The sequence below is a fragment of the Methyloterricola oryzae genome (assembly GCF_000934725.1).
GTDB classification, from domain to species: Bacteria; Pseudomonadota; Gammaproteobacteria; order Methylococcales; family Methylococcaceae; genus Methyloterricola; species Methyloterricola oryzae.
Genome location: NZ_JYNS01000005.1, coordinates 144,860 through 166,710, shown reverse-complemented (window position 1 = coordinate 166,710; position 21,851 = coordinate 144,860). Strand labels below are relative to the sequence as shown.

Annotated in this window: 19 protein-coding genes; 14 read left to right on the top strand and 5 right to left on the bottom strand. The window is 61.6% G+C overall.

The window, feature by feature from the left end:
- Positions 1–36: 36 nt before the first annotated feature.
- Positions 37–918 (bottom strand): hypothetical protein, encoded by an 882-nt coding sequence (locus EK23_RS09240; protein WP_045225060.1) that lies wholly within the window; start codon positions 916–918, stop codon positions 37–39.
- A gap of 568 nt (positions 919–1,486) precedes the next feature.
- Between EK23_RS09240 and parA the strand changes: the two genes are divergently transcribed.
- Together parA and EK23_RS09230 are read left to right on the top strand one after the other, a co-directional pair.
- Positions 1,487–2,110 (top strand): ParA family partition ATPase, encoded by a 624-nt coding sequence (gene parA / locus EK23_RS09235; protein ID WP_045225059.1) that lies wholly within the window; start codon positions 1,487–1,489, stop codon positions 2,108–2,110.
- Positions 2,111–2,112: 2 nt separating this feature from the next.
- Positions 2,113–2,484 (top strand): hypothetical protein, encoded by a 372-nt coding sequence (locus tag EK23_RS09230; RefSeq protein ID WP_052808068.1) that lies wholly within the window; start codon positions 2,113–2,115, stop codon positions 2,482–2,484.
- 147 nt (positions 2,485–2,631) lie between these two features.
- Here EK23_RS09230 and nifA read toward each other — a convergent pair whose 3' ends face one another.
- From nifA to EK23_RS09215, 3 genes are all read right to left on the bottom strand, one after another.
- Positions 2,632–4,161 (bottom strand): nif-specific transcriptional activator NifA, encoded by a 1,530-nt coding sequence (gene nifA, locus EK23_RS09225; protein WP_045225147.1) that lies wholly within the window; start codon positions 4,159–4,161, stop codon positions 2,632–2,634.
- Positions 4,154–5,728, bottom strand: coding sequence for a nitrogen fixation negative regulator NifL (gene nifL / locus EK23_RS09220; protein ID WP_045225058.1), 1,575 nt, complete (start codon positions 5,726–5,728; stop codon positions 4,154–4,156). Before nifL ends, nifA begins: the two co-directional genes overlap by 8 nt.
- A 111-nt stretch (positions 5,729–5,839) precedes the next feature.
- Positions 5,840–6,127 (bottom strand): 2Fe-2S iron-sulfur cluster-binding protein, encoded by a 288-nt coding sequence (locus tag EK23_RS09215; protein WP_045225057.1) that lies wholly within the window; start codon positions 6,125–6,127, stop codon positions 5,840–5,842.
- A 352-nt stretch (positions 6,128–6,479) separates the two neighbouring features.
- Between EK23_RS09215 and def the strand changes: the two genes are divergently transcribed.
- The 12 genes from def (at position 6,480) to EK23_RS23645 (ending at position 19,626) form a co-directional block, all read left to right on the top strand.
- Entirely contained in the window at positions 6,480–7,016 is a 537-nt protein-coding gene (gene def, locus EK23_RS09210) for a peptide deformylase (RefSeq protein WP_045225056.1), read from the top strand.
- 73 nt (positions 7,017–7,089) lie between these two features.
- A complete protein-coding gene (gene fmt, locus EK23_RS09205; RefSeq protein WP_045225055.1) occupies positions 7,090–8,022 on the top strand; it encodes a methionyl-tRNA formyltransferase in 933 nt (310 codons plus the stop codon).
- Complete coding sequence (gene rsmB / locus EK23_RS09200) at positions 8,019–9,305, top strand: 16S rRNA (cytosine(967)-C(5))-methyltransferase RsmB (protein WP_045225054.1); 1,287 nt, start codon at positions 8,019–8,021, stop codon at positions 9,303–9,305. Before fmt ends, rsmB begins: the two co-directional genes overlap by 4 nt.
- On the top strand, positions 9,302–9,862 hold the full coding sequence (locus tag EK23_RS09195) for a DUF4390 domain-containing protein (RefSeq protein WP_045225053.1): 561 nt from the start codon (positions 9,302–9,304) through the stop codon (positions 9,860–9,862). The genes rsmB and EK23_RS09195 overlap by 4 nt, the downstream gene beginning before the upstream one ends.
- The gene (locus EK23_RS09190) at positions 9,844–12,027 is read left to right on the top strand and encodes a sensor histidine kinase (RefSeq protein WP_045225052.1); all 2,184 of its coding nucleotides are present in this window, start codon (positions 9,844–9,846) and stop codon (positions 12,025–12,027) included. The genes EK23_RS09195 and EK23_RS09190 overlap by 19 nt, the downstream gene beginning before the upstream one ends.
- A complete protein-coding gene (locus EK23_RS09185) occupies positions 12,020–13,390 on the top strand; it encodes a sigma-54-dependent transcriptional regulator (protein ID WP_045225051.1) in 1,371 nt (456 codons plus the stop codon). The genes EK23_RS09190 and EK23_RS09185 overlap by 8 nt, the downstream gene beginning before the upstream one ends.
- A 115-nt stretch (positions 13,391–13,505) precedes the next feature.
- Positions 13,506–14,885 carry a Trk system potassium transporter TrkA gene (trkA, locus tag EK23_RS09180; RefSeq protein ID WP_045225050.1) on the top strand — a complete coding sequence of 460 codons (1,380 nt, stop codon included), beginning with the start codon at positions 13,506–13,508 and terminating at the stop codon, positions 14,883–14,885.
- 3 nt (positions 14,886–14,888) lie between these two features.
- Entirely contained in the window at positions 14,889–15,470 is a 582-nt protein-coding gene (locus tag EK23_RS09175) for a class I SAM-dependent methyltransferase (RefSeq protein ID WP_045225049.1), read from the top strand.
- A gap of 27 nt (positions 15,471–15,497) precedes the next feature.
- Positions 15,498–15,896 carry a rhodanese-like domain-containing protein gene (locus tag EK23_RS09170; RefSeq protein ID WP_327037040.1) on the top strand — a complete coding sequence of 133 codons (399 nt, stop codon included), beginning with the start codon at positions 15,498–15,500 and terminating at the stop codon, positions 15,894–15,896.
- A gap of 67 nt (positions 15,897–15,963) precedes the next feature.
- Positions 15,964–17,250, top strand: a complete 1,287-nt coding sequence (locus tag EK23_RS09165) for a DUF4340 domain-containing protein (RefSeq protein WP_052808067.1) — start codon at positions 15,964–15,966, stop codon at positions 17,248–17,250.
- Between the two features lie 186 nt (positions 17,251–17,436).
- Entirely contained in the window at positions 17,437–19,260 is a 1,824-nt protein-coding gene (gene typA, locus EK23_RS09160) for a translational GTPase TypA (RefSeq protein WP_045225144.1), read from the top strand.
- Positions 19,261–19,473: 213 nt separating this feature from the next.
- Positions 19,474–19,626, top strand: a complete 153-nt coding sequence (locus tag EK23_RS23645; protein ID WP_158002479.1) for a PepSY domain-containing protein — start codon at positions 19,474–19,476, stop codon at positions 19,624–19,626.
- Between the two features lie 664 nt (positions 19,627–20,290).
- On the opposite strand, the gene EK23_RS09155 is transcribed toward EK23_RS23645, so the two are convergent.
- Entirely contained in the window at positions 20,291–21,379 is a 1,089-nt protein-coding gene (locus EK23_RS09155) for an IS5 family transposase (protein WP_045225048.1), read from the bottom strand.
- Positions 21,380–21,851: the final 472 nt, after the last annotated feature.

The following is a 21,851-nucleotide window of genomic DNA, read 5'->3' as shown; positions in this document are numbered from 1 at the left end:
CTCAAAAAGGGCCCAGCGCGAAATAGCTTTAATAAGTCAATCGTCCACTGCCAGCCGGCTGCGCACGCTGATTCGGAAGTTGTCGTAACGCGCGGTGTAATTGGCGCGCAAGTTGGTCGCAGAGTCAGGGCGCGCCTGAACGACAAAAGAGCCTCGGGTGAAGCTGTTGTATCCTGTTAGAGTGGTCAACGCCCCGTGAGGCACGCTCCCCAGAAGATCGTCATTCACAAAATAAAGGGTTCTCTGCTGGCGAAAGTCTAGAACAACCTTTAAGTGATACCACTTGTTGAAGCTGAACCCTTTGGCAAACGTAGGTATGGGGTCGCTACCCCTGCCATCCTCTGCATTGAAAGCCCAGACTCGTCCATCCGAGGTCAATTGCATCTCTCCGAGCGTCGCACCAATGTCAGTCTTTGCAACCAAAGTCATCGAAAAAAACTCTCCAACCGTAGGAGGCCGCCGGGTATCCAACATCATGTCCGCCTCAACGACCGCGAAAGGCCTGCCGGATGTAGATGTAATTGTGATTGGCGGATCTATGGGATGCCGATAGGAGCCGATTGTGTCGTATGGAAAGAAGATTGAACTGGAAAAGTCCGTGGGATCTGGGAAAACAGGCAAACCGATAAGCTCGCCGCCCAAAACCTCGATGGCCTGACTTCCCGATTTCGCCTTGCGATCAGTGACTTTGGCGGCAACTGCATTTAACGACACGTCTCCAGTTGGAGGAGGCAAAGGCACTGTTGACCCTGTCCATCCATCCTTGTTTACTAGCACATCGCCCGCCGCAAATACTGGCGCTTCAAATCCTGTCGAGTACAGGGTTTCCGCTCGTGCCCCCGTGCCCGCACTCAATGCCAGGGCCGCGAGGATCAGTGCAAAAATGCCGTTGCCTATGAATGGTGTGTGAGTCTTCATGTTCGCCTCGTTGTCGATGCCTGCAACCGCGCTCTTCCCTGAAGACGCTGGCCATTGCCAAGCTAATTCGTGAATGCCGACCCTCCTGGGCAGGCGCGCATAACCCCAAAGAACCCTTTATGCGCGGGTGCAGACTAACGGGACGGTTCTTACAGATGACTTACAGATTTCAGAAATAAGACGTGCCACTTGTGTCTAAGGGCAAGGATCGGGGATGGAGACTGGGCGCTCACCTTGAAGAGGCCAATCCGACCAACAGCTATTCGCGCCACAGTCCAGGGTCCAGGGTCAGTGCGCTTTCTTTCAAGTCGAGCGCATCCAGCCGCTGCACCAGCTTTAGTGACCGATGCAGGGAGAATTGATAGGCGCTGGGGCCGGCATCGCTTTCTGATTCCGCGCAATGGCTGCCGCCTGACATACAGGCCGACGGCATCAAGCGCCGGCGTCTGTCTACCCGTGGCGTCTTGATGTTATGATGCCTCCGAAGCCGCGCGCTCCGCGGCTCTAACAAGGACGGAACCGCGTTCAGTGGTTCACACATGCACCCAACAGCAACGGCATCACATCCATGATCCTCGCGGTGCTCAACCAAAAGGGCGGGGTTGGCAAGACCACCCTGTCCGTGAACCTGGCTGCCGCCATGGCGCTCGCAGGTGAACGCATCCTGCTGATCGACGCCGACCCCCAAGGCAGCGCCCTGGACTGGCAAGCGGCACGCAGCGACGAAAGCCTGTTCCCCGTCGTGGGCATGGCCAAGCCCACCCTGCACAAGGACATACCCAAACTCGCCGCCGATTACGCGCACACCCTCATCGATGGCCCGCCGCGGGTCAACGACCTGGCAAAGTCCGCCATCCTGGCGGCGGATGTGGTGCTCATTCCGGTTCAGCCCTCGCCCTACGATGTCTGGGCCGCCGACGAAATCGTCAAACTGATTCAGGAAGTCAGCCTGTACAAGGCGTCACTGCGCAGCCTCTTCGTCGTGACCCGCAAGATCGGCAACACCGCCATTGGGCGTGATGTGGCCGATGCACTGAAAGGCTATCCCTTTCCCTTGGCCGATACGGCGATAGGCCAAAGAGTGGTGTTCGCCGAAAGCGCCGCCCGCGGCCTCTCCGTGATGGAAGCCGAACCGAAAGGCAGCGCCGCCCGTGAAATTCTCAAACTCGTCAACGAACTGATGGAGCCCTGACCATGGCCAAAAAGACCGTCACCATCTCGCGCAAACCCTCCGGCGCCGGCGAGGAAACCACGGCTGCGGAAGGATTGAACGCCTTGCCTCCCGGAATGGAATCCGCAGCGGCAGAAAGGGGGGAGCCGCCGGAACAAACAGCCATAAGCTCCGAAGTTTGCGACGGGCCAGGCCCCGTAGGCCGCGCCGTCTACAACACGGTGTACTGCGTATCCTACGGCGTGGTGTTCAGCGCGCTGATGATCGGCAAGCTGATCCCAGGAAGCGGCCTGATCGGCCGCGCCATGCGGGACGGCGCTGGATCGGCGCGTCAGGACTTCGACGAGCGAAACGAGGCGGCGGAAAATTCGGCGCTGGAACCCGCGAGCGCCTGATCGACGGCCCTCGTTGCGCTCAGTGTGCGTAGAGACCGCTAACCACGAAATTGCATTTTTTCCCGACCGCTAAGGGTCTCGATCGGCAGAACCACAGGGGAGGCCCTTTCTGGTCCCCGCAGCCACAGTTCATGAGCAGGAACTCCGTCAGATGTGCTTCATCTTGATGTTCAGGATGCGCACCCGGTAGGCGATCTGGCGGGGGGTCATGTTGAGCAGGCGCGCGGCCTTGGCCTGCACCCAGCCCGCCTGTTCCAGGGCGGCGATCAGTTGTTCGCGCTCGTCCATGCCTTCGATGTTGAAGTCCACCGGGGCGGCATTGGCGGTCACCGGGGCGATCTGATCTTCGAGGCCGGTGAGGGCGATCACATCGCGATCGATGATGCCGTTAGGGCTCATGATGGCGGCCCGCTCCAGGCAATTCTCCAACTCGCGCACATTGCCCGGCCAATGATGGCGCATCAATACCCGGATGGCGCTTTCCTTCAACTCCAGGATGCTCCCCCCCTGCTGCTTCGAAATGCGCCCGAGCAGAAACTGTGCGAGTTCCGGTATGTCCTCCAACCGGTCGCGAAGCGGCGGGGTATTGATGGGCATCACGTTAAGCCGATAGTACAGGTCCTCGCGGAAGCGCCCGGCTTCCACTTCCTCTTCCAGGTTCTTGTTGGTGGCGGCGATGATGCGCACGTGCACCTTCAGGGTGTGGGTGCCACCCACCCGCTCGAACTCTCCTTCCTGCAGCACGCGCAGCAGTTTCGCCTGGAAGGACAGGGAAATCTCGCCGATCTCGTCCAGGAACAAGGTGCCGTGGTTAGCCAGTTCGAATCGCCCCTTACGCTGGCTGATGGCGCCTGAGAAAGCCCCTTTCTCGTGCCCGAACAACTCGGACTCCAACAGATTGTCGGGAAGCGCGGCACAGTTGAGCTTGATGAAGGGGCCGCCCGCGCAGGCGGAGTTGTAATGGATGGAATTGGCGATGGCCTCCTTGCCGGTGCCGGATTCGCCGCGGATCAGCACCGTGGTGTTCCACTTGGCCACCTGCCGCACCCGTTCGAACACCTTGAGCATGGCCGGAGTGTGGCCAATGATGTTCTCGAAACCGTAGTTCTTGCGCAGGCTCTGCTTGAGTTGGTCGCGCTCCTCGGTCAAGTCGCGCTGCTGCTGCTCCAGCTTGCGCAGCAAGCCCACGCTCTGGGCGATGAGATTGGCCACCATCTCCATGAAGCGCGAGCGCTCCCCCAGCAGATGATCGTCCAGGGGTTGGGCGGCCAGCACGCCCACCAGTTCGTCCTCATTGACGCGTATGGGCGAGCCGATGAATGGCAGGTCCGGGTCATACAGACCCAAGCGTCCCAGAAAACGCGGTTCGTCGGCAATGCGCTCCACCACCAGGGTGTGGCCGGCATCCAGTATGATGCCCATCAACCCCTCGCCAGGCTCATAGCGAACGCCGTTGGGGATGCTCATCTGCTCGTTGCCGTGCACGGCGCACACCACCAGGGCATCGGTCTCCTGCTCGCGCAAGGCCAGGATGCCGGAGCGCAGGTCCGAGCCCTCGTGCAGCACGTCCAGCACCCCTTGCAGCTTGTCCTTGAGGTTGCGGGTGCTGTTGAGCACCTGGCTGACCTGGTAGAGGGTGTCTAACTCCCGCTCGATGAGTAGGGTACGTTCAGCCATGGACATAGGGTCGTGCGGCCTCTGAATGCAGGTGGCGTATGGGGAATTGCAGGTGGACACGGCAGCCATCTGTGTAGGACGCATCGAAGCGGATCAACCCCTGATGCTGGTTGACCACTTCCTGCGCCATGGTCAGCCCGATGCCGGAGTGGCTGCGCTTGCCGCCGGTCTTGGTGGAATAGAAGGGCTCGAACACCTTGGTGCGAAGTTCCTCGGGAATGCCGGGCCCGGTGTCCTCGATGCAGATATGGATGAGCTTCTCGTCCGACCAGGTGGCAATGCGCAGTTCCCGGCGGTCGATGCCCCTCTGGTCCATGGCTTCGATGGCGTTTTCCATGATGTTCTTGAACATGGATCTGAGCCGGTACTCCAGGCCCATGAGGCTGGGCAGCACCGGCGTCGGACTCCAGTCCACCACCACGCCGCGCAACAACAGGCGGTCGGTGAGCAGGATGATGGTCTCGTGCAGCACCTGATTGATGTTGACCGGCGCCTTGGCGGTGGTGTCCGCCATCGGCACGCAGGCCTTGAGCCGTTCCACCGACTGCTCGCCCGCCTCCAGGATCTGCTCCAGGATGCCCAGGAGCGAACTGTTCTGCGACTCGCTGCCCCGACGCCGCAGCATGGTCTGGGCCGCGGTCAGCAGGTTCAGCGGCGACTCAATGTGGTGGATTGCGCCGAAGATGGCTTCGCGCAGGCTCTGGGTCTTCTCGTCCTCGGCCATCATGGCGCGCAGGGCATTGATGCGGATCTCCTCCTCCCGCTTCTTCTGCTGGGTAATGTCGTTCAGCGTCAGGAGGAAATAGGTTTGGCGGTTCTCGTGAAAGAACGAGTCCACATGGTCATCGCCGCGGCTGAACCAACTTCCGGAGCAGGCGAACCAACGCGGCCCATGGCGACCGCCGCGGTCGAAGCGAATCTCCCGGTTGCGGAAGCCCTCGCCGCGAGTCTTGAGGCGCTCCCATTCCTCGCCAAATTCGTCGTGCAGCATCTTGATGAACAAGCGGGAGGGCTCGTTGTGACCCAGGTCGCTGGTCAACGCCTTATACATCTGATTGTCCAACACCACCCGGTCAGCCTCGTCGATGAGCACCGTCGCCACGGGCATCAAGTCCACCACCGACTCGATCAGCACCATCTGGTTTTTCACTTTCTGTTCCAGGGTGTAGACCTCGGTGACATCCTGGTGCATGCCGATGTAGTGCGTGGTCTCGCCCTTATCGTTCAAGATTGGTGCAATCGTCACGTGTGCCAGGTAGCGCTGGCCGCTCTTGTGCCGGTTCAGCAGGCGTCCCTGCCAGGGAACCTGGGCCTTGATGCAGGCCCACAAATCCTGGTACACGCTGGGCGGGGTACGTTTGTCGGAGAGCATGGATTCGTTGCAGCCGATGCTTTCTTCTGGTGCATAGCCGGTGATTTCTGTGAAGTTCTGGTTCACGTAGAGGATGTTCGCCTTTTCATCCGTGATGGAAATCGCCACCGGCGCCTGGCTGACGGTTTCGGCCAGAAGGCCGTGGGGCAGGGAGTCCTGGAGATTATGTAGTTTTTCTTTTGTGGGTTTGGCCATAGCTGCGTTCTCTCGACACTAAGCAATGTCCAAGCAAAGTTGGTGCCTTGCTCTGGCCCATGAGGGCCAAGCCCGGACCGCGCGCGCTTTCGGCCTCCTTATGTGCTCGGCCTAGGCAGGCCTAACCGTGACGGCTCCACCCAGGACCTGCGCCTGGCAGGCCAGGCGGTCCTGCTTGCCGGCGAAATGCTCGCGGAGGATCTTATCCTCCAGCACGGAAGGTTCGCTGAGGTTCTCGATTCCCGCCGTGACGAACATCATGCAGGTGCCACAGTCACCTTCGCGGCATCCATAGGTGATGCCTGCGCCCACCTTCTCGGATATTTCGATGAGCCGGGTACCGGCGGGTACGGTGACCGTTACATTGATGTCTTCGAACGTGATGGTGGCTTTTGCCATGGACTGAAACCGGATTGGGTGATGACCGCAGGCTTATGAGCCCGACACCTTGAGGCCTGCCTACGCAGCCTGCCCGCTCTTACAATTTCTGAGCCAGATTTTATATTATTGTTTTTATTAAGTTTTACCAATTTTTGGTTTGTCGAATTTACGACAAATGCCCGTAGCTTGTCTCAAACACGACAAGCAGGGCGGCCACCCCGAACCATGAACCTCCGCGGACCCGAGGCGTCTAATATGCAGAGAGCCGATAGTTTGCCAGGCGCCGGCGCCAGCACTTAAGCCATTCAAAGATCATCAATTCTCCGTTAGAATTGAAATTATTTTTCGCATCAGAACACAGACTAGGGCCATGGCCATATTGACGATACTCGAATTTCCCGACAAGCGGCTGCGCAAGAAGGCGCTTCCCGTCGAGACCGTGGACGAGTCCATCTCGGCCCTGATCCAAGACATGTTGGAAACCATGTACAAAGCCCCCGGCATCGGCCTGGCCGCGACCCAGGTGAACGTGCAGAAGCGCGTGGTGGTAATCGACATTTCCGAAGAGAAGGACCAGCCCCTTTGCCTGATCAACCCGGAAATCCTGGAAAAGGAAGGCACCGAGGAGATGGATGAGGGATGCCTGTCCGTTCCCGGCGTGTTCGAGAAGGTGAGCCGCGCCGAGAAGATCAGGTTCAAGGCACTGGACCGGGAGGGCAATCCGTTCGAGATGGAAGCCGACGGCCTCCTGGCCGTATGCATACAGCACGAGCTCGACCACCTGGAGGGCAAGCTGTTCGTGGATTATCTCTCGCCCCTGAAGCGGCATCGCGCGAAGAAGAAACTGGAAAAGGACCGCCGGCAGAAATCGGGCGAGCCCGAGCGCAAGGCGACCGTGGCAATCTGAGCCGTCCGGATCAGGGTCAGGCCCTGCGTCATAAGAGGCCTGCCGGGTCGAAATCCTCCCCCTTCGCGAAACCATGAAAATCCTGTTTGCCGGCACGCCTGATTTTGCCGTGCCCACCCTGCGCATGTTGCTGGCCTCTGAGCACGAAGTGGCGGGTGTCTACTGCCAGCCGGACCGCCCCGCCGGCCGCGGCCGCAAGCTCAAGGCCTGCCCGGTCAAGGAACTCGCGCTGCAGCATGAACTACCGGTGTGCCAGCCCGCCACCCTGCGCGAGGCAGAAGATCAAGAACACATGCGCGCATTCCAGCCCGACTTGCTGGTAGTGGTCGCCTATGGCCTGATCCTGCCTCGCGCCGTGCTGGCCATTCCACGCCTGGGCTGTGTCAACGTGCATGCCTCCCTCCTGCCCCGCTGGCGCGGCGCTGCGCCCATCCAGCGCTCGATCCTGGCGGGTGATGCCGAGACCGGCGTCACCATCATGTACATCGAACCCAAGCTGGACGCGGGCCCCATGCTGCACAAGGCCACCTGCCGCATTCTGCCCCTGGAAACCGCGGGCGAACTGCAGGAGCGGCTGGCTCAGATTGGCGCCGATGCCCTGAAGGACTGCCTGCCCGGATTGGCCGAGGGCAGCCTGAAGGCCGAAATCCAGGACGAATCCCTCGTCACCTATGCGGAAAAGCTGGACAAGGCCGAGGCAAGCATCCGTTGGCACAGGCCCGCGCGTGAACTGGAACGGCAGGTCCGCGGGCTCAACCCCTGGCCGGTGGCGGAAACCGCATGGCAGGGCCAGCCCTTGCGTATCTGGCGGGTGCAGGCCCTGGAGGGCGTATCCGGCGCGGAACCCGGCCGCGTGCTGCGCAACCCCGGCCACTTCGACGTGGGCACCGGCGAAGGCGTGCTGCGCATCCTTGAATTGCAGCTTCCGGGTGGACGGCGCATGGCCGCGCGTGACTTTCTCAACGCGCACGATCCCGGCGGCGCGTTGCTTGGCCAGGTCGATTGAACGCCCGGGCTCTGGCTGCCACCGCCCTGGAATCGGTCACCGCCGGCGGCAGATCGCTGACGGCGGCCCTGGACGAAATCCTTCCTAAGGCCCCGAAGGAACAGGATCGCGCCTTCATCCAGGCCCTCTGCTTCGGCGTCCTGCGTCAATACTGGCGGCTGGACTTCCTGCTGCGGCAACTGGCCACCAAGCCCATACGCGACGAGCAGATTCGCCTGTTGGCGCTGTTGGGCCTCTATCAACTGGAATTCACCCGGGTCAAGCCCTATGCCGCCGTCGCCGAAACCGTCTCGGCGGTGGGGCGCAAGAGCTGGGCCCGCGCACTGCTCAACGGCATCCTCAGGAACTACCAGCGGCAGCGGGAGCATCTGCAGAGCCTGGCCGATGACGACCTGGAGGCGCGTTTTGCCCATCCCGCCTGGCTGATCGAGCGCCTGCGTGCCGACTGGCCCGCTGAATACGAAACCATCTTGCTGGAGGGAAACCGTCAGGCTCCCCTATGTCTCAGGGTCAATCCCCTGCAAACGTCGCGCGAAGCCTACCTGTTGCAACTGCAGGGAGCCGGGCTGGGGGGCAGGCCCGCACGCTTTGCTCCGCAGGGCATCGTGCTGACCGATGCCTCCCCCGTGGAACGTCTGCCGGGCTTCGCTGAAGGCAGGGCATCGGTGCAGGACGCCGCGGCGCAGTTGGCCGCCGGCTTGCTCAACACCGAGCCGGGGCAGCGGGTACTGGACGTCTGCGCGGCGCCGGGCGGCAAGACCGCCGCCATCCTGGAAGCCTGCCCGGAATGCGAGATGGTGGCCGTGGACATCGCGCCGGAGCGCAACGCGCGGGTCCGGGAAAACCTCGAACGCGCAGGCTTTGAGGCCAAGATCATCACCGGCGACGCAGCCAATCCAATGGATTGGTGGGACGGCAGGCCGTTCGACCGCATCCTGCTGGATGCCCCCTGCTCCGCGACCGGCGTGATTCGCCGCCATCCCGACATCAAGTGGCTGCGCCGTCCCGAGGACATCGCCGCGCTGGCGGCCACTCAGGCGCACATCCTCGAGGCGACCTGGCCGCTGCTGGCGCCGGGCGGACTGATGCTCTACGCCACCTGCTCGGTGTTGCGGGAGGAAAACGAGGCGCGCATTGCCGCCTTCCTCAACACCCAACCGGACGCGCAGGAGCGCCGCATAATCGCCGACTGGGGATGCGAAGCAGGATACGGACGGCAGATCCTGCCCGGCGAGGAGGACATGGATGGCTTTTACTACTGCCTGCTGGAACACCGCGCATGAGCGGGCTGCCCCGCCTGCTGCTGGCCCTGCTGCTGTTGCTGCCGCAAGGCCCGTTGTGGGCTGCCGATTACGGGTTTGAAGTACTGCGCGCGGAACTGGTCGAGGTGGACGAATCGTACGTGCTGAACGCCGATATCGACTACCGCTTCAGCGATCCCGCCATCGATGCGCTGAAGAACGGCGTGCCCCTGACGCTGGCACTGCGCGTCAAGATCGTCCGGGACAGTGCCCATTGGTGGAGCCGGGCCGATGTCGACGCGCGCATGCTGTTCCGGGTACGCTATCATTCCCTGGCCAAGCTGTTCCAATTGGTTCAGGAGGAAAGCGGCGCCTTGCACAATTTCGCGAGCTTCAACGCCTTGCTGGAATACATGGGCTCCATCCACGACCTGCCCATTGCCCCGCTGGAACGGTTGTCCAAGGGCCAGCGCTACCGCGCACGGGTCGCCGTAGACCTGGATATCGAATCCCTGCCCTTGCCCCTGCGCCCCGTCGCTTACGTTACGCCCGCCTGGTATCTCTCCAGTCCTTGGTATCGATGGTCTTTCGCAAACTGAAACCCCCCATCAGCCTGTCCATCATGGCACTGTTCGCCGTGCTGGTGGCCTCGCTGCACCTGATGAGTTCCGCTACCCAGGACTCATCGCAACTGGGCGAGATTTACTCCACCCTGCTGCTGATCAATTCCCTGGGTTCGGTCATGCTGCTGGGGCTGGTGGTGGCCAATGTCTACTGGCTGCTGCGTCAGCTCAAAAAGCGCGCCGCCGGCTCCAAACTTACGGCGCGCATGGTGTATCTATTCATCATGCTCACCCTGGCGCCGGCTTCCATAGTCTTCTACTACTCCATGCAATTCCTGCAGCAGAGCATCGACAGCTGGTTCGACGTGCGCATCGACAAGGCCATGGAAGACGCCCTGGAACTGGGGCGCGCCGCGCTGGACGAACGCATGCGGGCCCTGCTGCGGCGGACCGAGGAAACCGCCGCCGCCCTGGAAAACGTCCCGCAGTCCATGATCGCCATCACCGTGGAAGAACTGCGCGACAGTTCGGACGAGGGGGAAACCACGGTCCTGTCCAAAAACGGGCGCATCCTGGTTTCCAGCGGCTTCCGCTCCGACTCCATCCTCCCCGACCTGCCCAGCGAAGGCGTGCTGCTGCAAATGAAGCAGGGCAAGTCCTATATCGGACTGGAGCCCGCCGCCTCCGGCGGTCTCAAGATCCGCGCGGTGGCTTCCGTCAACGGCGCCGACGAAAACTACTTCCTGCAGGCCATTTATCCCGTGCCCTCCCACTTGGCGGAAATGGCGAGCACCGTGGAAGAGGCCTACGTACACTACAAGGAACTGAACTACCTGCGTAGTTCCCTCAAGGCCAGCTTCGCGCTGACCTTGTCCCTGGTGCTTCTGCTGAGTCTTTTGGCCGCCATCTGGGCGGCTTTCGTCAGCATCCGCCGCATCGTCGCCCCAGTGCGCCGGTTGGCGGAAGGAACCCGCGCCGTGGCGGAGGGCCAGTACGAAAAGAAGCTGCCGGTGAAAAGCCGGGACGAACTGGGTTTCCTGGTGGAATCCTTCAACGCCATGACCGCCAAGATCGCCCGCGCCCGCGATGATGCCCACAACTCGCGCATGGAAGTGGAGCGGCAACGGGCCTACCTGGAAACCGTGTTAGGCAACCTTTCAGCCGGCGTCATCAGCTTTGACGCGCACATGCACCTACAGACCGCCAACCCGGCCGCCGACGCCATCCTGCATGCGGATCTCGCCCTGCTGCTCAACGCGCCGCTCCCGGCCTTGGCGGAAGCCCATCCGCACCTGAATGATCTGATGCAAACCGTGGGCGAATGCCTGTTGCGGCAAAGCGCCTGGCAGCAGGAAATCCACTTTAACGGGCCCGATGGCCCCCAGGAACTGCTCTGCCGTATCACACCGCTGCTCGGTCCCGGGCGCGAATGGCAGGGTGCGGTGGTTGTCTTCGATGACGTCACCGCCCTGATCCAGGCGCAGCGCAGCGCCGCCTGGGGCGAGGTGGCCAGGCGTCTGGCGCACGAGATCAAGAACCCACTGACACCCATCCAGCTCTCTGCCGAACGCCTGCGCCACAAGCTGAGCGGCAGCCTGGGCGAGCGTGAATCCGAAGTCCTGGAACGCTCCACCCGGACCATCGTGGACCAGGTGGAAGCCATGAAAAGCATGGTCAACGCCTTTGCCGAATACGCCAAGCCCTCCATCATTCACCTGCAGGAACTCAACCTGAGCCGCCTCATCGAGGAGGTGGTGGCCCTCTACCCGCCGCAATCCGGAGTGGAGTTCGAGCTGTCCTTGGCGCACAATTTACCCATAGTGTCGGCCGACCCGGTCCGCATGCGACAGATCCTCCACAACATGATCAAGAATGCCCTGGAAGCAATGGAAGCTGGCGCCATGGCGAAAATGACGATTCAATCCCGTAGCTTGTATGAGCACGGGCACCTTTACGTCGAAATCCAATTGCGCGACAACGGCCCGGGCATTCCGCCCGAGCAGGCGGAGCGCGTATTCGAACCCTACGTCACCACCAAGACCAAGGGCACAGGACTGGGCCTTGCCATCGTGAAGAAAATCATCGAAGAACATGGCGGCTCCATCCGCCTCGACACCCGCAGCCAGATCGGCGCCGGTTTCATCATCCGCTTCCCGGCACGGGACACCGCGCCCTTCGCCCAGGAGGTGGCTCATGCCTAAAGCCCATATTCTGGTGGTGGACGACGAACCGGACATCCGCCAACTGCTACAGGAAATCCTTGAGGACGAGGATTACGAAGTCGCCGCGGCCGAGAATGCCGCCGCCGCCCGTTCCCTGCACAATGCCAGGCAACCGGATCTGACGCTGCTGGACATCTGGATGCCCGACGTGGACGGCATCACCCTGCTGAAGGAATGGGTCGCCGACGAGCGCCTGGTCAGTCCGGTGATCATGATGTCGGGCCATGCCACCGTGGAAACGGCGGTCGAAGCCACACGCCTGGGCGCCTACGACTTCCTGGAAAAGCCGTTGTCCCTGGCGAAATTGCTGGTCACGGTGGAAAGGGCGCTGGAAAACGCGCGCCTCAAGCAGGAGAATATCGGCCTCAAGCGTCGCGCCGAGGTGTTCATCGAGCCGGTGGGACGCAGCGCCGCCATGGAGCGCCTCAAGGAACAGACCCGGCGCCTGGCGCAGCACGACGCGAGCCTGCTGCTGGTCGGCGAGCCGGGCTGCGGCAAGGAGACCCTGGCGCGCTACCTGCACGCGAATTCCTCGCGCCGGGACGGCCCTTTCGTGGATGTGGGCGTTGGCGCCATCGCGCCGGAATTCTCCTCCGTGGAATTCTTTGGCCGCGAGGACGGCGGACGCGTCCAGCACGGACTGCTGGAGCAGGCCCACGGGGGCGTCCTGTTCCTTGACGAAGTAGCCGACATGGAGGACGAAACCCAGTTGCGCCTGCTTAGCGCGCTGGAATCGCGCAGCTTCTGCCGAGTCGGCGGCAGCGAACCCATCAACGTGGACGTCCGGGTGATCGCCTCCACCCGCAAATCCCTGGAAGAGGAAGCGCGCCTGGGCAATTTCCGCCCGGAACTGTTCTACCTGCTCAACGTGGTGAGCCTCAAGGTGCCTCCCCTGCGCGAGCACAATGAGGACGTGCCGGATCTGCTCAACTTCTACGTGGATTATTTCGTCGGGCGTGAGAAACTGGCCTTCCGGCGTTTCCCGGTGGCCGTGCAGAATTTCCTGCGCCATTACGCCTGGCATGGCAATGTGCGCGAGCTGAAAAATCTGGTGCAGCGCCTGCTCATCCTGGGTACCGGCGGCGAAGTCAGCGTGGAAGAGGTCAAGGCCGCCCTGGGCGATTCCCTGGGCGAACCGGCACCGGGCGGGCAGCAGGCACCGGATTACTACGAACTGCCCCTGAAAGAAGCCCGCGAGCGCTTCGAGAAGGCGTATCTGGAATACCATCTCGATAAATACGGCGGCAGCGTGGCCCGGCTTTCCAGCGCCATTGGCCTGGAACGTACCCACTTGTACCGCAAGCTGAACTCCCTGGGCATCAAGTTCAAAGAGAAGAAGTGAAGCCCTCGGTTACAGCTAGCCAAACCCTCTACGTCATTGCCCGCACTCCCTGCCGGCACAGATGGAGTACATTGCTCTGTCGGCCGTCGCCCTTTCACCCGAGTGGAATTCATCCATGAAGATCATCATCCTGGGAGCCGGACAAGTCGGCACCAGCGTCATCAACAGCCTTTCCAGCGAAGCCAACGACATCGTCGTGGTGGATACGCAGACGCCCTTGCTGCGCGACCTGCAGGACCGCTACGACATCGCCACTGTGCAGGGCAACGCCGCCCATCCCACGGTGCTGGCGCGGGCGGGCGCCGCCGACGCTGACATGCTCATCGCCGTGACCAGCGATGACGAAACCAATATGCTGGCCTGCCAGATCGCCGACACCCTGTTCAAGATTCCCCGCAAGATCGCGCGGGTGCGCGCCATCGAATACCTGAGCTATCCCGAGTTGTTCGCGCCGGATTCACTGCCCATCGACGTGGTGATCAGCCCCGAGCAGATCGTCACCCATTCCATCGAGCGCCTACTCGAATATCCGGGCGCCTCGCAGGTGCTGGACTTCGCCGACGGCAAGGTGCGCCTGGTCTCCGTGCGCGCGCACAAGGGCGGTCCCCTGGTAGGGCGCGAGATCAAGGAACTGCATCAGCACATGCCCAGCGTGCACGCGCGCATCACCGCCATCTTCCGCAAGGGCCAGCCGGTTATTCCCAACGGCAAGGTCATCATCGAGGCGGACGATGAAGTGTTCTTCGTCGCGTCCAGCGAGGAAATCAAGGACGTCATGAGCGAGCTGCGCGAGGTGGACAAGCCCTACAAGCGCCTGATGTTCGCCGGTGGCGGCCACATCGGGAAGCGCGTGGCGCAGGCTTTGGAAAAACGCTACCAGGTCAAGGTGATCGAAAAGAACTCACGCCGCGCCAAGAAGATCGCGGCCGAGCTGACCAATACCGTGGTCCTGCTGGGCGATGCCTCGGACAAGGAACTGCTGGTGGCGGAGAACATCGAGAACACCGATGTGTTCTGCGCCATCACCAACGACGACGAGGCCAACATCCTTTCCGCCATGTTGGCCAAGCGCCTGGGTGCGCGGCGCGTCATCAGCCTGATCAACAAAAGCGCCTACGCCGACATCGTCGACACCACCTTCGTGGACCTGGTGATTTCGCCCCAGCTTTCCACCATCGGCAGCCTGCTGCGCTATGTGCGACGCGGCGACGTAGTGCAGGTGCACTCCCTGCGCCACGGCTCGGCGGAAGCCATCGAGGCGGTGGCCCATGGCTCGCGCGGTTCGTCCGAGATCGTCGGCCAGCGCATCGACCAGATCAAGCTGCCCTCGGGCGTGGTGATGGGCGCCCTGGTCCGCGGCGAGGAAGTCCTGCAAGTGCATCACGACACGGTGATCGAGGACGGCGACCACGTGATCATGTTCCTCCACGACAAGAAGCTGATCCGCATCGTGGAGAAAATGTTCCAGCAGGAATCGGAAGACGTTGCGGCCTAGCTCATGAGCGAAGCAAGCCAGCTGCAGGCCAAATGGGACGCGCTCTACGAGCGGATGCCGCGGGGGCTGCCGCAGCCCGCCGAGGTGCTGGAGCACAATGCGCACCTGTTGCCCGCCTCGGGCGAGGCCCTGGACCTGGCCTGCGGACTGGGCGGGAGCGCCCTTTTCCTGGCCTTGCGCGGCCTGCGGGTGCGTGCCTACGATCTCTCCACCGTGGCTATCGAACGCTTGCGTTCGTGTGCCGGCGCTTTCCCGGTGGAGGCGGCCGTGCGCGACGTGGAAAGCACCGGTTTGCCAGAAGACGCCTTTGATGTGGTGGTAGTGAGCCGCTTTCTTGCGCGTCCGCTGTGCCCCGCCATCGCCCGCTCGATCAAACCCGGAGGCCTGCTGTTCTATCAGACCTTCATCGCCGGAAAGCAGTCCGCGGCCGGGCCGAGCAATCCGGATTTTTTGCTGCAACCCAACGAACTGCTGGCCTTGTATCGGGATTTCCGACTCCTCTTCTATCGGGAGGATGCCCAGGTGGGCAATCTGGCCGAAGGCCACCGAGACGAGGCCTATTTCGTCGGGCAAAAATCCAAATGACCCCTGCCCTCGCTACAAGGAGCATCCATGTCCCTGATCAAGACCGCCAAGCCGCCGCAAGCCTTCGAAGACCTGCAGGCCAACCCGTCCGCCGTGCTGCTGGACGTGCGCGACCGCATTGAATATGCGTTCGTCGGACACCCGGTCGAGGCGGTGAATATCCCCTGGAAGGACGCCCCGGACTGGAAGCCCAACCCCAACTTCGTGGACGAAGTGCGCCAGCGCGTGCACGCCCTGGACACGCCGCTCTACCTCATGTGCCGCAGCGGCCAGCGCTCCATGGACGCCGCCAAGGCCCTGGCGGCAGCCGGATTCACCAACCTGACCAACGTGGACGAAGGCTTCGAGGGTCCCCTGGACGAGAAGAAGCACCGCGGCGGCTTGGGCGGCTGGCGCTTCCATGGACTGCCCTGGGAGCAGAGCTGAGGGCCTTGCCCGCAGCCCATCATCAAGGGGCGTATCCAAGCGGCATGCTGTCTGAGGAGAAAACGCCATGAACCAAAATAACAAGAATGTCGTCCTTGCCCTGGGCGCCGCGGCGCTTATTGCGATCGGCGCAGCGTCACTCCTCTCCGGCCAGCGCGAGCTGGAGCCGGAGTCACCGCCGGCTGCGGGTTTCGCCATTTCCGGGCTGAGGGAACACATCAATGAGGTGCGGGCTCTAAGAGCCACGGGTGCCGAGGGAAAGCCCCTGTTCAGCCTGAGCCAGGGTGACACGGGCTGGAACCTCAAAGAGAAAGCGGGCTATCCCGCCGACGCGGGCAAGGTTCGCGCGTTCCTGCTGAAACTTTCGGAGGCGAAGCTGCTGGAGCAGAAGACCAGCAACCCCGAGCGCTACGTCAGTCTGGGCGTGGAAGACACCCAGGCGCCAGACGCCAAAGGCGTGAAAATCACGCTAGAGGGATTGCCCAGGCCCGAGCAGTTGATCATCGGCAATCACAGCGTTCGCAGCGGCGGCACTTTCGTCCGCCAGCCGGAGGAGAAACGCAGTTGGCTGGCCAAGGGCAACTTGAGCGTGGAGCGCGACCTGCTCAAATGGCTGGACACCCAGATCAGCGACATTCCCGCCGAACGCCTGTCTGAAGTCATCCTGACCAAGCCGGGGGGCAAGCCCCTGCGCCTGTTCAAGGAACGTCCGGAAGCTGTGGAATTCTCCGTTTCCGATGTTCCCTTGGGCAAGCAGGTCCGCTCGCCCGACGCCGTGAAAGGTCTGGCCTCCACCCTGGCAGGCCTCAGGCTGGTGGACGTATTGCCCGCGGCACAGGCGAAGCAGCCCGCGGACGCCGAGCTGCACACCGCCAGCTTCCGCGCCGCCGACGGGCTCAAGATCGACGTGTCCGCCTGGCAGGAGGGCAATAAATACTATGCGCGCTTCTTCGCCACCCTGGAGCAGGCCAAAGCGGAGGCCTACGTGCAGGAAACTCAGGCCAGAGCGAAGGCCGACTTCGAGGCTAGGCAAACGCAGGACCCCACTCTGGCGCTGCCCCCTGACGTGGCGGACCCGGGCAAGGACCGCGAGCAACGCCTGGGTAGCCTGGCCGGCGAGGTCGCCGCCCTTACCCAGCGCTTCGGCGGCTGGGTGTTCGTCATTGGGCCGGCCAGCTATGCCAATCTGGACACGTCCCAGGACGACCTCCTTCAGCCCGCCCCGGCGCCCATCCCTACGCCTACCCCCATCCCGACACCCACGCCTAAGCCGACTCCTACACCGGAGCCAGCAGCGGTCGGAAGCGAAGAACCCGCAGCGACCACAAGTACCGACGCAGAAAGGAAACACTGAGTCGATTCGCAAAGGCCCAGCAAACCCGCTACAATGGCGGGTTTTTGCGGTGTGGCGTTAATGACCCGCGTGGCGCCAGCCTAACGGGGCTGTCACGAAACGGTAGCGGAGGGCTGGTTGAATGTCCGGCTGTTCCAGGATTTCAGCCAGCGCCGCGCCAACCGGCCCAGATCCCCCCAAGGTTTTATGATCGAAAAGCTTAGAAACATCGCCATCATCGCCCACGTCGACCATGGCAAGACCACCCTGGTGGACAAGTTGCTCCAGCAGTCCGGCACCTTCGCCGCCCACGAGAAGGTGGAGGAGCGCGTGATGGACTCCAACGCCCTGGAAAAAGAGCGCGGCATCACCATCCTGGCGAAGAACACCGCCATCGACTGGAACGACTACCACATCAACATCGTGGACACCCCGGGCCATGCTGACTTTGGCGGCGAGGTGGAGCGCGTGCTGTCCATGGTGGACTCGGTGCTGCTGCTGGTCGATGCGGTTGACGGCCCCATGCCGCAAACCCGCTTCGTCACCCAGAAGGCCTTCGCCATGGGCCTGCACCCCATCGTGGTCATCAACAAGATCGACCGCCCCGGCGCTCGCGCCCACTGGGTGCTGGACCAGACCTTCGACCTGTTCGACCGCCTCGGCGCCACCGAGGAGCAGTTGGATTTCCCGGTGGTCTACGCTTCGGCCCTGAACGGCTATGCCGGCGACAATCCGGACATCCGCGAAGGCAACATGGACTTCCTGTTCCAGACTGTCGTGGACAAGGTGCACCCGCCCAAGGTCGACACCGAAGGCGGCTTCCAACTGCAGGTCAGCCAGCTGGATTACAACTCCTACGTCGGCGTCATCGGCATCGGCCGCATCCAGCGCGGCGCAGTCAAGACCAACACCCCGGTGACGGTGGTCAGCCGCGACGGCAAGCAGCGCAACGCCCGCGTGCTGCAGGTGTTCGGCTTCAAGGGTCTGGAGCGGGTCGAAGTGCCCGAGGCCTCGGCCGGCGACATCATCGCTTTCACCGGCATCGACGTGCTGGAAATCTCCGACACCCTGTGCGCCACCGACTGCGTTGAAGCCCTGCCGCCCCTGACCGTGGACGAGCCCACGGTGAGCATGACCTTCCAGGTCAATAACTCGCCCTTCGCCGGCAAGGAAGGCAAGTTCGTCACCTCCCGCCAGATTCGCGAGCGCCTGCAGCGCGAACTCCTGCACAACGTGGCGCTGCGCGTGGAGGACACCGCAGATCCAGACAAGTTCAAGGTTTCCGGCCGCGGCGAGTTGCACCTGTCCATCCTCATCGAGAACATGCGCCGCGAGGGTTACGAACTAGGCGTCTCCCGGCCCGAGGTGATCATCAAGGAGGTCGATGGCGAGCCTTGCGAGCCCTATGAATTCGTCACCATCGAGGTGGAAGAGGCCAACCAGGGCTCGGTGATGGAAAAGCTGGGCGAGCGCAAGGGCGACCTGCTAAACATGGTGCCGGACGGCCAGGGCCGCGTGCGCCTCGAATACATGATGCCCTCCCGCGGCCTGATCGGCTTCCAGACCGAGTTCATGACCGCCACCTCCGGCACCGGCCTGCTCTATCACGTGTTCGACCACTACGGCCCGCTGAAGAAAGGCAACATCGGCCAGCGCATCAACGGCGTGCTGATCTCCATGGTGGCCGGCAAAGCGCTGGGCTACGCCCTGTTCAACCTGCAGGAGCGCGGTCGCTTGTTCATCGAACACGGCACCGAAGTGTACGAGGGCATGATCATAGGCATCCATTCCCGCGACAACGACTTGGTGGTCAACCCCACCAAGGCCAAGCAGCTCACCAATATCCGCGCCGCCGGCTCAGACGAGAACATCCTGCTCACCCCGCCCATCAAGATGAGCCTGGAGCAGGCGCTGGAATTCATCGACGACGACGAGCTGGTGGAAGTCACCCCCCAGTCGATCCGCATCCGTAAGAAGCTCCTGCTGGAGCACGAGCGCAAGAAAGCCGGTCGCGCCGTCGCCAACGAGTAAATCTCCCCTACAACTTGCGCCGCCCAATCGAGGGCGGCGCGCATCGCGCATCCCGCCGGGAAAAGGGGTCCGATTCGATCTTCGTAATCTGGATCGCGTCGGCCCCCTGTTTCACATGGATGTTGTTGCCCCCCATGAACATCGATCCCGATTCATCCAGCTGGGTGTAGAAAATTCCAGCGGAACAGGCGTGCCCGTCTATCGCCCAGGACGTTGCGTAGCAAGAAAGCCGAGAACATTCTGAACCCGGGCGATAGCTTCTACGCCTATGAAGTCGAGACCAAGAAAGGTAAGGAGAATCTGGAAATCGAACTGGATTCCAGAGGCAAGATCTTGAAAGCGTACTCCGAGCATAAGGCGAACTAAACGCCAGACAGATTAAGCCCCTCAGATTTATCCCCCCTCAGGAAGTCGGGCACAACTCGCACCGAAAAACCCAACGCCCGATCCATCCATAGAATGCGCAGTGCCTTCACAGGCACTGTCCTCGTCGCCCACCTGCGTTAACGGTTAAAGGCAACTCCCTCCAATCCGGGCGTCCCGTTTGGTCATTAGCCATCTCCGTGTCAAGGCCAATTCCCCGTATTTGATTTTCGGTCTGCGTCATTAAACTCGTAAACATAAGTAACAGCACCGCGAGGAGCCAGCCCACATCAGGCTCTGCATACCGGTTTTGTCAATTACATCGCCCAGTCGTCGACCGGTGATCGTTTTGTGCTGCTCGACTGGAATTTTCAAGGCTCCCTTATTCATGCTCGCATCGGCGCCAAATGACCCAGCACATCATCTCCGCGATCTCCTGGCGGCTACAAGATCATTTTTGGCCGATTTGGTTGGCAGTTACCGTGTCCGCAGCCGCTTTAACAGGATGTTGAAATTCGCAACGATGCCTTCGGCTTTGAACCCTTGCGTGAGTTCGATTTTGCGCTGCGGAACCCGTTTGGGTAGTGAATTTCCGATTTCAGTCGGTTTATACCCCTTCAACCAGGCTGTTTACCGCCGATTCGGCGGGTGGCGGGTGGACCTCCGCCTAGGCGGTCGACCAGCGCCAGCCGAACAGGCTGCCCATCCGCGTCAGGTTGTAGGCGGCAAAGGTGAAGAGCGTCTGCGCTTTCACCTTGGGCAAGCCTCGAAAGCGGGTCTTGCTCAAACCACCTATGGTCTTCGACCAACCAAACACTTCCTCCACGCTCTTGCGAATCTTCAGGCTGGTCCTGTAGCCGTCATGCCGCGTGGTGCGCCCATCGATCGCCGAGCCCTTGGCCTTCTGGGCCACATGCGGCGTCACCCGCAGCAAGCGCAGGGCTGCCACGAATTCCGCGACGTCATAGCCCTTGTCCGCGCCCACCGTCGCACCCGGCTTGCGCACCGTCCGCGCGATCATCACCTTGGCCGCCTCCCGCTCCGCCGTGCCACTCGCCAACGTGGCCTCGGCATCGACCACCAGTCCGTGGCGGTTCTCCATCAGAGCATGCCCCATGAAACACAGCCGCGACTTGTCACCGGGGCTCTTCTTGTACAGACGTGCATCCGGATCCGTGGTGGAAGCATGGGTATCGTTGCTGCGCGTCTCGCCTTTGAAATCGACGGTCGGGTTGCGGCCCCCATCGCTCGGCGGCGGGCTCGTTCCATCCTTCTTCTCGAAGCGTTTCATCGACGCCCACGCCTCGATCAAAGTGCCGTCCACCGAAAAGTGTTCGTCGGACAGCACCTGTTGCCATTCCGCCAAAGCCAGCACCCGCTCAAAGAAACACCGACTGATCCGCTCGTTCAACAGGCGCTCGCGGTTGGCACTGAAGGTCGAGTGATCCCACACCGCGCCATCCAGCGTCAATCCAACAAACCAGCGATACAGCAGGTTGTAATCGATCTGCTGGACCAACTGCCGCTCGGAACGAATCGAGAACAGCACTTGGATCAGGCTGGCACGCAGCAGACGTTCCGGCGGAATCGACTGGCGGCCGGTCTTGGCGTAAAGCGCACCCAAGTCAGCATCCATGGTCTTCAGCAGGATATCCACCACCGCGCGCAGCTTGCGCAAGGGATGATCCGGGGGAATGCGATCTTCCAGTGTCCGGTAGCTGAACAGTTCGTGCTGGGTGATGTCTGCGCCGCGCATCGGGAAGCCTGGAGTATCTCGTGATGGATACTATTTTATCATCACAGACAATGCGTTACCTTGTTTTTCCGGTGCTACGCACTTGCCTGCACCCTGATTTTCCTACCTTCCACGGACCGAGAAATTCAACACCCTGTTAATGTCCGCTTTCCTATGCAGAATCGCAAACCCAGGTGAATCGGAGCGCGGAGGAGATAAGCCATTTATGGCCTGGAGGAAGCCAAACAAATTAGAGGCACTTACCATATCCGCATTCATAGGCTTCCTAGGGGGTTACATAGCGATCCTGCTATACAGGGAAGATTTTATTTACTATGACTACTCGATTCTGCTTGAAACCACATTGAGCGGACTTACAAAAAGGCCAACCATAATCCCTGGCAGCGGGCGATTCTACCCCTTGGCTTTTCAAGAGTTCAATCTACTTTCAATAGCAACCAACACAGCAACTGGCTACCATCTATATTCGATC